10 protein-coding genes are annotated in these 11,039 nt (G+C 66.3%); 4 read left to right on the top strand and 6 right to left on the bottom strand.

What is annotated here, in order from left to right; all coding sequences use genetic code 11:
- Positions 1-201: 201 nt before the first annotated feature.
- A complete protein-coding gene (locus AC1RSI_RS14490; protein WP_492793346.1) occupies positions 202-384 on the top strand; it encodes a hypothetical protein in 183 nt (60 codons plus the stop codon).
- Between the two features lie 174 nt (positions 385-558).
- Complete coding sequence (locus AC1RSI_RS14485) at positions 559-867, top strand: DUF6980 family protein (RefSeq protein ID WP_155988058.1); 309 nt, start codon at positions 559-561, stop codon at positions 865-867.
- 694 nt (positions 868-1,561) lie between these two features.
- Here the strand turns inward: AC1RSI_RS14485 and egtB are convergent.
- From egtB to AC1RSI_RS14455, 6 genes are all read right to left on the bottom strand, one after another.
- On the bottom strand, positions 1,562-3,724 hold the full coding sequence (gene egtB / locus AC1RSI_RS14480; protein ID WP_447941470.1) for an ergothioneine biosynthesis protein EgtB: 2,163 nt from the start codon (positions 3,722-3,724) through the stop codon (positions 1,562-1,564).
- 117 nt (positions 3,725-3,841) lie between these two features.
- A complete protein-coding gene (locus AC1RSI_RS14475) occupies positions 3,842-5,053 on the bottom strand; it encodes an acyl-CoA dehydrogenase family protein (protein WP_035306211.1) in 1,212 nt (403 codons plus the stop codon).
- Between the two features lie 104 nt (positions 5,054-5,157).
- Positions 5,158-5,463, bottom strand: coding sequence for an SCP2 sterol-binding domain-containing protein (locus tag AC1RSI_RS14470; RefSeq protein WP_154726859.1), 306 nt, complete (start codon positions 5,461-5,463; stop codon positions 5,158-5,160).
- Between the two features lie 259 nt (positions 5,464-5,722).
- On the bottom strand, positions 5,723-6,001 hold the full coding sequence (locus AC1RSI_RS14465; RefSeq protein ID WP_008259199.1) for a SemiSWEET family sugar transporter: 279 nt from the start codon (positions 5,999-6,001) through the stop codon (positions 5,723-5,725).
- Positions 6,002-6,033: 32 nt separating this feature from the next.
- Positions 6,034-7,542, bottom strand: coding sequence for an amidase (locus AC1RSI_RS14460; protein WP_230307724.1), 1,509 nt, complete (start codon positions 7,540-7,542; stop codon positions 6,034-6,036).
- Complete coding sequence (locus AC1RSI_RS14455) at positions 7,476-9,725, bottom strand: S9 family peptidase (protein WP_447941469.1); 2,250 nt, start codon at positions 9,723-9,725, stop codon at positions 7,476-7,478. Before AC1RSI_RS14455 ends, AC1RSI_RS14460 begins: the two co-directional genes overlap by 67 nt.
- A gap of 108 nt (positions 9,726-9,833) precedes the next feature.
- On the opposite strand from AC1RSI_RS14455, the gene AC1RSI_RS14450 reads away from it, so the two are divergent.
- Together AC1RSI_RS14450 and AC1RSI_RS14445 are read left to right on the top strand one after the other, a co-directional pair.
- Complete coding sequence (locus tag AC1RSI_RS14450) at positions 9,834-10,649, top strand: ferredoxin--NADP reductase (protein ID WP_008259687.1); 816 nt, start codon at positions 9,834-9,836, stop codon at positions 10,647-10,649.
- 39 nt (positions 10,650-10,688) lie between these two features.
- On the top strand, positions 10,689-11,021 hold the full coding sequence (locus AC1RSI_RS14445) for a chorismate mutase (protein ID WP_008261936.1): 333 nt from the start codon (positions 10,689-10,691) through the stop codon (positions 11,019-11,021).
- The last annotated feature ends 18 nt before the right edge of the window (positions 11,022-11,039 follow it).

Genomic DNA, 11,039 nt, shown 5'->3' with positions numbered 1-11,039 from the left:
CAGATGGCAGCATCCGACTACGTGTCAGAAATTCCCGAAAATCACTCTTGCGCTGAAGGGGGCGTCCACAGATGGGAAGCAGACATCAGGCAGCGCGCGAGCTAAGCTTGAGGGATGACAACAACTCTTTTCGATGAAGACGGCGTTGTGCTCATAAAGCGCGATGATCGCTATTACGTCCGATATGACGCAGGGACTCATATGGTGCTGCTGCGTGAAGACGAAGTCACATCAGAGGACGCGAAACGCTTGATGCGGGGCGACCCTTACGCCACCGAGGTTCTGTTCGATTTGCAGCGTCGTTTGCTGGCGGCGGGTGAAGACCCCTATGTGTCGAACATCGCTTGGGTGGCCGCAAGGGGTCGATTTCAGTCCTGGGCTTGACCGCCGAAAGCGGACGTTCGTCTCGAGGCCGGCAAGCACTCGCGGCCGACGGCCGCTGGGGATCGAAAGCGTACGCTTCCTATCTGCCCACTGGCCCGGATAAACAGTGGCATGGAAGAAGATTCAAGTTGCCCTCGCGGCCATATGGCAGATCACCCGCAGAATGACTGGGGGATGGTTCGCTACGATCCACGCTTCGACGTCTACTGGACGCCGGCAGGCGGAGCCAAGCAGCAGTTGTTCTTTTGTCCTTGGTGCGGCGAACGGCTTCCGCCATCTCAACGTGATCGCTGGTTTGATGAGTTGGAAGCTCTAGGGATTGATCCAAACATCGACCCCATTCCCAGTGAATACCAAAGTGGCGCATGGCGAGGTGCCATCGATAAAGCCGGCACTCCGAGACAAGGGGGCGCCATTGAAGGAAGATATATCGATTTCTTCGACATTCCTCCCGACGAGGATGAGGAGCCAATGCCTGATTAGGGTCGAATTGCGAAGTTGGCATCCTGCCAAGAACCGGACATTGGGCTGATCGCCCCGAAGCTGACGTTCCGAATTGCCGTTTAGGGTGGCTATCGGTCGTAGCCCGCACCGACAGTGAAGCCGTCTGGCATCAATCCCAGTCGCTCACATTGCTCTGCGTGAAGAGCCTCTAAACGCAGTCTGGCCTTCGACCGACGACGCCAGTCACCCTTTGCAGTCAGGAAGGGCATCGCAACTGCTCGTCCCTCAACATCTGTTGGGTCCAGGTCGGTGGAGATAAAAAGTCGCGGCTGTTCCCCGGGATATAGGAGAAGCCCGCACACTGTCGTTCGGCCTGCACTGAAGCGAAGCCCGGCCACCCGAGCTTCAGGGTATGCGTAGGCCAGATGGGACACCCTCTGCTGAATATACGAAGTGATGTCGTCCTCGGAATTCGCTGATCTCGGCGAAACAGCGGTGTCCTTCTGTTCGGGGTCTGAACACCCGACTGCGCACGCGAGCAATCCACACAAGAACAACGCTTTTACGTTCATGACCAAACATCGCCCGAAGTCTGAATGTCCGCAATGGGTCGCAAACCGAAATAGACCCGCCGTCAGAAAGCCGACCTTCAGATCGCGACTGCAGGAAACTGTCGTCCTGGGTCAACGCTCGCCGAGTTGACGGGTGCGGGGCGTTACGCCCCCACAGGGTCTCAACCTCGCAACAAGGCCAGGGCCACGCTGGGTTCGGGCGAAACCTCGAAACCGGCCATGGACCAGCCGGACTCCTTGGCCAGTGCGGCGACCGAATCCTGCGTGAACTTGCGCGAGCTTTCGGTGTGGAGGGTCTCTCCGGCCATGAAGGTGAAGACGCTGTCGCCCACGCGGGCGGCGGTTTGGCGCGCGGCCTGGAGGTGCATCTCCATGCGCGACTGATCCGGGTTCCAGACGGCGCGGTGGGCGAAGGCGCCGAGGTCGAAATCGGCGCCCAGTTCGGCGTTGGCGCGGGCCAGGAGATTCAGGTTGAACGCGGCGGTGACGCCCTGACTGTCGTCATAGGCGGCGACCAGGGTCGCGGGATCCTTGACCAGATCGACGCCCAGAATGAACAGCGCCCCCTCCCCCAGCATCCGGCGCGCCGAGGCCAGGAACCGCACCGCCTCCTCGGGCTCCAGATTGCCGATGGTGGAGCCGGGGAAGAAACCGATGCGCCGGCCGTGCGGCAAATCGTCCGGCAGGGGCGCGAGATGTTCGAAGTCGCCCGGGACCGGCTGGACCCGCAGGCGGGGATAGTCGGCGCGGATGCGGGCGGCGGCGTCCAGCAGGGCTGACTCGCTGATGTCCAGCGGCACATAGGCGCCGAGGTCGGGCGCGGCGTCCAGCAGGAGACGGGTCTTTTCGCTGGCCCCCGATCCGAACTCGACCAGGACGGCGTCTGGGCCGAAGTCGGCGGTCAGGGCGGCGGCGCGGTCGCGCAGCAGGGCCGTCTCCTGACGGGTCGGATAATATTCCGGCAGGGCGGTGATGTCCTCAAACAGGCGCGAGCCCTCGGCGTCATAGAACCATTTGGGCGGCACGGCCTTCTGGCCGCGCGACAGGCCCTGGACCAGGTCACGCCGGAATGCGGCGGTCTGGGTGTCGTCCTCGGGGGAAACCTTGCGCTCGTGCGGGGCGTCTTCGGCCAGTCTCAGACCCATGAAGGCCCACCTCTGTTGGGGGTAGAAGAAGTTGCGATAGGTGATGCGGGCATGGCCGGGGGGCGTGGCGAAGGCGCCGCCGCGCAGCACCATCTGATTGGCCATGAACTTGCCATTGTACTCGGCCGCCGTGCCCGGCGTCGGCTGGAAGCCGGGGTATGGGGCGTAGGCGCTGGACGTCCACTGCCAGACCTCGCCCGACAGGTTGGAGAAGGCGTCGGAGGCCGTGGTGGCGGCGTGCTCCCACTCGGCCTCGGACGGCAGGCGTTTGCCGGCCCAGCGGGCGTAGGCGTCGGCCTCGTAGAAGCTGACATGACGCACCGGGGCGGCGGGGTCGACGGGAACGCGGCCGGTCAGGCTCATGATGCTCCAGTCGTCGCCGTCGCGGCGCCAGTAGAGGGGCGCGGTCCAGGCCTCGGCCTTGACCGTGGCCCAGCCGTCGGACAGCCACAGCTCGGGTCGGGCGTAGCCGCCGTCGGCGATGAAACCCAGCCAGTCGCCGTTGGTCACGAGGTCGGCGGCCAGGGCGAAGGGCTCCAGCCAGACCCGGTGCGACGGGCCCTCGTTGTCGAAGGCGAAACCGGCGCCGTCGTGACCGATCGAGACCAGGCCGCCGTCGAAGGCGACGACGCCGCCGCGCGGGGCCTCCAGCGGCGCCTGACGCGGCTCGACCCCATAGGCGGCCGGGTCCAGCGGCGAGCGGGACATCAGGTTCAGCAGGTCCATCAGGAACAACTCCTGATGCTGCTGGTCGTGGTGGAGGCCCAGCTCGAACAGATAGAGTTGCTGACCGCTGGACGGCCCCGAGGCCAGCCAGGCGGCCATGCGCCGGTCGATTTCGCGCCGATAGGCCAGGACCTCGTCCACCGAGGGGCGGGTCATCAGGCCGCGCTGGGGCCGGGGCACCCTCTCGCCCAGGGCTTCGTAGTAGGAGTTGAACAGTTGCTGGAAGCGCGGATCGACCGGCTGGTAGTCCGGATCGGCCGACAGGATCATCGCCTCGAAGAACCAGCTGGTGTGGGCCAGATGCCATTTGCCGGGACTGCAATCCGGCATGGACTGGGCCGACAGGTCCTCGGGCGAAAGGCCGTCGGCCAGGGCGGGCATGGCGGCCCGGGTCTCCCTGAAACGCGCCACATCCGACGCCGCCCGCGTATCGGGCTCGAAGCGAGCATTCATGTCAGCCGTTCCGTCCCGCCTCAGCCCCGAAGCCCCGGCGGGCGTCGCGTCGTCCAAGCAGAACGAACGTCACGCCTCAGCCGGAGTTCCCCTGATCTAGGAAGCGTAACGGTGAATTCAACGCACCGGCTTGCCGCCGTGTTTGGCGTATTCCAGCCGGGCGATGCTGCGGTTGTGGACCTCGTCGGGGCCGTCGGCGATCCGCAGGGTGCGCACCGTCGCATAGAGTTCGGCCAGGGGCGTGTCGCCCGAGACGCCGGCGCCGCCGAAGGCCTGGATGGCGTCGTCGATGACCTGAAGCGCCATGCGGGGGGCGGCGACCTTGATCTGGGCGATTTCGGAGCGGGCGTTCTTGGCCCCCGCCTCGTCCATCATCCAGGCGGCCTTCAGCACCAGCAGGCGGCACATCTCGATATTGGTGCGGGCGTCGGCGACCCGCTGCTCCCAGACCGAATGTTCGGCCAGCTGTTTCCTGAAGGCGGTGCGGTTCAAAAGGCGCTTCACCATCAGCTCCAGCGCCCGCTCGGCCGCGCCGATCACGCGCATGCAGTGGTGGATCCGGCCGGGGCCAAGCCGACCCTGGGCGATCTCGAACCCCCGGCCCTCGCCGGCGATCAGGTTCGAGGCGGGGACGCGGACGTTCTCCAGCACCACCTCGGCGTGGCCGATGGGGCGTTCGTCATAACCGAAGACCGACAGCATCCGCTCGACGCGGAAGCCGGGCGTGTCGACGGGGACGATGATCTGGGACTGCTGGGCGTGGGTCGCGGCGTCCGGGTCGGTCTTGCCCATGACGATGGTCACGGCGACGTTCGGATGGGCCATATTGGTCGACCACCATTTGCGGCCGTTGATGACATAGTGGTCGCCGTCGCGCTCGATCCGGGTCTGGATATTGGTGGCGTCGGACGAGGCGACCTCTGGCTCGGTCATCAGGAAGGCAGAGCGGATCTCGCCGGCCATCAGCGGCTTCAGCCAGCGGTCCTGCTGGGCGGCGTCGCCGTACATGTGCAGGACTTCCATATTGCCGGTGTCGGGGGCGTTGCAGTTGAACACCTCCGACGACCACAGATGGGCGCCCATCATCTCGGCCAGAGGCGCGTAGTCGAGGTTGGTCAGGCCGGCGCCATGCTCGCCCGGCAGGAACATGTTCCACAGGCCCGCCTCGCGCGCGGCGGCCTTCATCGCCTCCATGGCCGGCGGCTGGCGGTTCGGGTTCTCGCGCACCTGGGCGAAATATTCGGCCTCGCGCGGGATGACCTGTTCATCGAGGAAACGGCGCACGCGGGCGTGCCAGTCCAGGGCGCGGTCGGAATGTCTGAAGTCCATGTCGTTTCCTCGTTTTTCGTTCGCGTCTCTGACGGGCGCTGAAGACGAAAACGGCGCGGCCCCGAGGGGAGCCGCGCCGCAATCAACTGTTGCTCAGCCTGCCATCAGCGCTTCAGCAGCGGGGCCAGTTTCTGGGCGATCATCATGTCGCCGGCGATCTTCAGCTTGCCCTGCATGAAGGCCATCATCGGATCCAGCTTGCCTTCCGACAGGGCCATGAAGTCATCCCATTTCATCGAGACGGTGGCGTCGGCGGGCTTGTCTTCGTTGGTGACGGTGTTCGGCACCGAGGCGCCGTCGATGAAGATCTTGCCCTCGTCGCCGAGGTCGAGCTTCACGGTCTTGCCGAGGCCGGAGTTGTCGCCGACGGCGCCGCGGATGTGTTCTGTGACTTGTGCGAGATCAGGCATTGGAGGCGTCTCCCTTGGACGTTGGAACACATGCCGTAACCCGCATCGCGCAGGGCGCCAAGATCACGTCGGGTAAAGCTGTCGTCACTTGTCGTCGGACGAGCGCGAATACAGGCCGGCCAAGGCCAGCGCGGCCATGAAGAAGACGAAGGCCGCGACGATAGCGGCGACGAACGGGACTGCGTCCTGGGGCATGAGAAATCTCCTCCGCCCACGATTGCGCCGTCAGACAGGGTTCGCCTTGATCCGGATCAAACCGTCACGCTTCGGGATCGCCGTTCCGGAAGCGCCATTTCATCGCCAGGACCCCCGAAGCCATGACCAGGGCGCATGAGTTGGCGATGGTCACCGGCCAGGCCTGGGTCATGACGCCGTAGACGACCCACAGGGCGAAACAGGTCACGGTCAGGGAATAGGTCTTCAGACTGACCGAGGAGGCGTCGCGTTCCTTCCAGATCTTGATCGCCTGGGGCGCGAAACTGGTCACGGAGCAGACCGCTGCGGCCGAGCCGACGATATTGGCGATCAGGTCGCTCATGCCGCATTTCCAGCGGCCGCGACCGCCCGATGTCAGGGCCGGGACACAGGCGGCGGCCGCCGCGCCTGCATCGCCTTTTCGAAGGCGTAACCGAGGGAAAGGATGCGCGCGTCATCCCATTTTCCACCGATAAAGCTGAGACCTACGGGCATATTCTGATCAAACCCCATCGGCACGGTCAGGTGGGGATAGCCGGCGACGGCGGCCAGACGGCTGGCGGCGCCCTGCATGTCGTCGTCGTCCTTGGGGTCATTGGTCCAGGCGCGCGAGGTGGTGGGGGCGACCAGGGCGGACAGGCTGTGCGCCCGCATCAGCCGGTCGATGCCTTCTTCTCCCGCAAGTCGCAGCGAGGTGGCGCGGGCCTGGATATAGTCGGGGTCGTCCAGTCCGCCCATGGCCTGGGCCTGTTCGAAGACGTCCTGGCCGAACAGCACGGTCTCGCGCGGCTCGGCGGCGTTGAAGGCGATGACCTCGGCCAGGGTGCGTGTCCTGACCTGGGTCGGGTCGGTCGAGGCCAGATAGGCGTTCAGATCGTGCTTCAGTTCGTACAGAAGCACCTTGAACTCGGCCTCGCCCAGGGTGCGGCCGTCAGGCCCCTCAGGCAGATCGACCAGGACGGCGCCGGCGTCGCGCAGGGCCTGCAGGTTCTGTTCGAACACCGCCTGGGTCTCCGGCGAATAGCCCTGCAGGAACCGCATCACCCCGATGCGCGCGCCGCGCAGCGATCCGGCGTCCAGGGCGGCGACATAGTCGGTCTTGCGCGCATCCGCCTCGACCGTGGCGGCGTCGGCAGGGTCCGAACCGGCGATGACGGTCAGCACCCGCGCGGCGTCGCGAACGGTCGCCGCCATCGGGCCTGCGGTGTCCTGGGAATGGCTGATCGGCACGATGTGGGTGCGCGAGACCAGGCCGACCGTGGGCTTGAACCCGACGATCCCGTTGACCGAGGCCGGACAGGTGATGGAGCCGTCCGTCTCGGTGCCTATGGCCGCAGGCGTCAGGCCCAGGGCCACCGCCGCACCGCTGCCGGACGAGGAGCCGCAGGGGGTGCGGGCGGGATCATAGGGGTTCAGGGTCTGGCCGCCGACCGCGCTCCAGCCGCTGATCGAGTCCGACGAGCGGATATTGGCCCATTCCGACAGATTGGTCTTGCCGACGATGACCGCGCCACCGGCGCGCAGACGGGCGACCAGGGGCGCGTCGCGGCCCGGCGCATTGTTCGCCAGAGCCAGAGACCCGGCCGTGGTCGGCATGTCCGTCGTCTCGATATTGTCCTTCAGCAGGATCGGCATTCCGGACACGGCGGACACGCCGCGGCCGGTCGGCGAAGAGTCGCTCCAGCGCAGGACGGCGTGGGCGCTGTCGTTCAGGCGGCCGGCCACAACCACCGCTGCGGCGGACGGATATTCCCCGGCCTGACCGCCCGCCCCGGCCGCGCATCCCGCCAGGGACAGCGCGACCGCAGCCGCGAGGATCAGTCGGCGGCCGGTTCCGCCCGCTTGCCGATCGTGCGGTCCAGGAAGTCGAGATAGGTGCGCCATTGCTGAAGTTGCCTCGGTTCGCCGCGGACGCCGTGTCTTTGGCCGGGATAGAGCATCATCTCGAACGGCGTGCTCTTGGCCTGAAGGGCGTCGATCACGCGGGTGGCGTTGCCGAAGATGACATTGTCGTCGGCCATGCCGTGCAGGATCAGCAGCCGGCCGGTCAGGTCGTCGAGGCGCGGCAGGACGTCGGTGGCCGCATAGCCGTCCGGATTGTCCTGCGGCGTGGACATGTAGCGTTCGGTATAATGGGTGTCGTAGAGGCTCCATTCCGTCGGCGCCGCGCCCGCCAGGGCGGCCGCCAGGTCCGCATCCTTGTCGGTCAGGGTCAGCAGGCTGAGGAAGCCGCCGAAGCTCCAGCCCATGACCGCGATATGGTCAGGATCGACATAGGGCAGCGTCTTCAACCATTTGGCGGCCAAGGCCTGATCCTCGACCGCAGGAAGACCCAGGCGGCGATAGAGGCTGGTTTCGAAGGCCTGGGACCGGTCGCCCTCGCCGCGGTTATCGACGCGGAAGACGATATAGCCGGCCTCGGTCAGCAGTTGGTTGGTCAGGGGCTGCCAGCTCTTCTGCACGCCCGCGCCGGTGCCGGGGCCGCCATAGACCTGCATCACCACCGGATATTTCTTCGACGGATCGAAGTCCGGCGGGGTGGTCATGCGCCAGACCAGGGTTTCGCCGTGGCTCTGGATCGTGCCGAACTCGGGCGTGCGCAGCCGCGAGACATAGGGGGCGAAGGCGTGGTCAGCGTCGAGCCTGTTCTCCTCGATCCAGCGCACGCGCGTGCCGTCGATCCGGTACAGGGCCGACTGGGGCGGGGTCTTCGGATCGGAATAGTTGCCGACATAGGCCGTCGCCGGCCCGTTGACCGACACGTTCCACCAGCCGCCGGCCGGGGTCACCGCCACCGGATCGACGGTGCGGTTCAGGCTGGCGCGGAACATCTGCTGTTCGATCGGCAGTTCCTTGCCGTCGCGCATCGAGGCGGTGAAATAGACCTCGCCGGTCTGTTCGTTGACGCCGTCCAGATGTTTGACCGGATAGTCGCCCCGCGTGATGGCGCGTAGCTGACGGCCGTTACGGTCGTACAGATACAGGTGGCGCCAGCCGCTGTCCTCGTTCGACCAGATGAAACGGCCGTCCGCCAGGACATGGAAGTCGTTGTTCAGATCGACCCAGGCCTGGGCCTTCTGGCTGAGGATCACGCGAGAGGCGCCGGTGGCCGGATCGACGCTGAGCAGATCCAGCGTCTTCTGGTCGCGCGACTGGCGCTGGACGTACAGGGTCTTGCCGTCGTCGGCCCAGTCGACCCGCGCCAGATAGATGTCGGTGTTGGACCCCAGGTCCACCTTGACCCGTGCGCCGGTCTGCTGATCCCGGACATAGAGTTCGACCAGGGCGTTGGGGCGGCCGGCGCGGGGATAGCGCTGCTCGACCATGGTGGCGCCGGCGCCGGTGATCTCGAAGCGCGGCACGATGTCCACCGGGCTTTCGTCCACACGGGTCAGGGCGATGTAGCGTTCATCGGGGCTCCACCAATAGCCGGTGTCGCGGTCCATCTCTTCTTGGGCGATGAACTCGGCCGTGGCCCAGGCGATCAGGCCTGCGCCGTCGTCGGTGATCGGGGTCTCCTGGCCGGTCGCCAGATCATAGATGACCAGGTTCTGGTCGCGGACCCAGGAGACATAATTGCCCTTGGGCGAGACCTTGGCGTCGATCTCGTCGGCGGCGGTCTCGGTCAGGCGGCGCACCTTGCCGTCGGCGCGGCTGGCCAGGAAGATGTCGCCTTCCAGCGGCGCCAGGATGTAGCGGCCCTGCTGGTCCCAGGAATAGTCGACCACGCCACGGGCGCTGATCCGCATCCGCTCGCGCCGGGCCTTTTCTGCCTCGGACAGTTCGCCGGCGTCGGGGACCAGGGCGCGGGCGTCGATCAGCTTGTATGGTTCGCCCTCGCCGGTCGGGGCGGCCCACAGGTCCTGGACGTCCACATTGTCCTCGCGAGAGCGCAGGAAGGCCACCAGCTGGCCGTCGGGCGACAGGCTGACCCCCTTGGCCACCGGGCCGTTCAGGCTGGGGCTGGAGAAGACCCGCTCGGGCGTCAGGATATTGGAGGGCGACTCCTGGGCGACCGCTGAACCGGCCGAGAGGAGGATGGTCGAGGCGAGAAGAATTGTGCGCATGGTCGGCGACGCTAGCGGCGCTTCTGCAAGCCGTCACGAGGAAAAGTCGCCGTTGGGACGATGGCTTTTCCTTCCCTGCGAGCGGGTCTCAGATTAGAGAGGCGTACGATGACCGACGCCGCCCTCTCCCCCGCTCCCGTCAAAGCCAGCCCGTTCAACGAACTGGAGGTTCTGTGGGTCCGCCACTGGACCGACAGCCTGTTCAGCTTCGGCGTGAAACGGCCCGAGGACTTCCGCTTCCGTTCGGGCGAGTTCGTGATGATCGGCCTGCCGGGCGAAGACGGCGGCAAGCCGGTGCTGCGCGCCTATTCCATCGCCAGCCCCTGCTGGGCCGAGGAGCTGGAGTTCTTCTCGATCAAGGTCGCCGACGGTCCCCTGACCTCGCGGCTGCAGAAGATCGTGGCCGGGGACACAGTGCTGATGGGCAAGAAGCCCACCGGCACCCTGGTCCTGGACGCCCTGACCGGCGGCGAGCGGCTGTTCCTGATCGGCACGGGCACGGGCCTGGCCCCCTGGCTGAGCGTGGCGCGCGATCCGGAGACCTATTCCCGCTTCGGCCATGTCTATGTGATCCACACGGTGCGCAGCGTCGCCGACCTAGCTTACCGCGACTTCTTCACCCGCGAGATCCACGACGATCCCTTGATCGGCGACGAGGCCAGGGCGCAGCTGACCTATTATCCGACGGTCACGCGCGAGGAATTCGTGACCCCCGGCCGGATCACCGACCGCATCAAGTCGGGCGACTTCTTCCGCGACCTGGGCCTGCCCGAAGGCTTCGACCCCGCCCGCGACCGCGCCATGCTGTGCGGCTCAATGGCCATGATCAAGGAAGCGGGCGAACTGCTGGAGACCTATGGGCTCAAGGAAGGCTCCAACGCCGAGCCTGCCGACTATGTGCTGGAACGCGCCTTCGTCGGCTAGGGGTTGAAAAGTCCGCCCATCCCGGCGAAAGCCGGGGCCATGCACCACCCTGCCCTTGTCGCCGTCGACGCCCGCGTCGATCCCGCCGAATGCCAGTCGATGGCCGAGGTCCGCCAGGGCGTCGACGCCCTGGACCGCGCCCTGGTCGCCCTGCTGGCCGAACGCCAGCGCTATATGGAGGCGGCCGCCCGCATCAAGCCCGACCGCGACGCCGTCTTCGACCAGGCCCGCATCGACGACGTCGTGGCCAAGGTCCTGACCGCCGCCGAAACCCACCACCTGGCGCCCGAGATCGCCGAGCCGGTCTGGCGCCTGCTGATCGACCGCTGCATCGCCCACGAGTTCGCGGTCTACGACCGGACTCGGAGCTAACGCCTTACAGTGGTATTC

The sequence above is a fragment of the Brevundimonas sp. GW821-FHT10E09 genome (genome assembly GCF_058809375.1).
The sequence above is the reverse complement of the archived record's forward strand: the minus strand, read 5'-3'. Positions and strand labels throughout refer to the sequence as shown.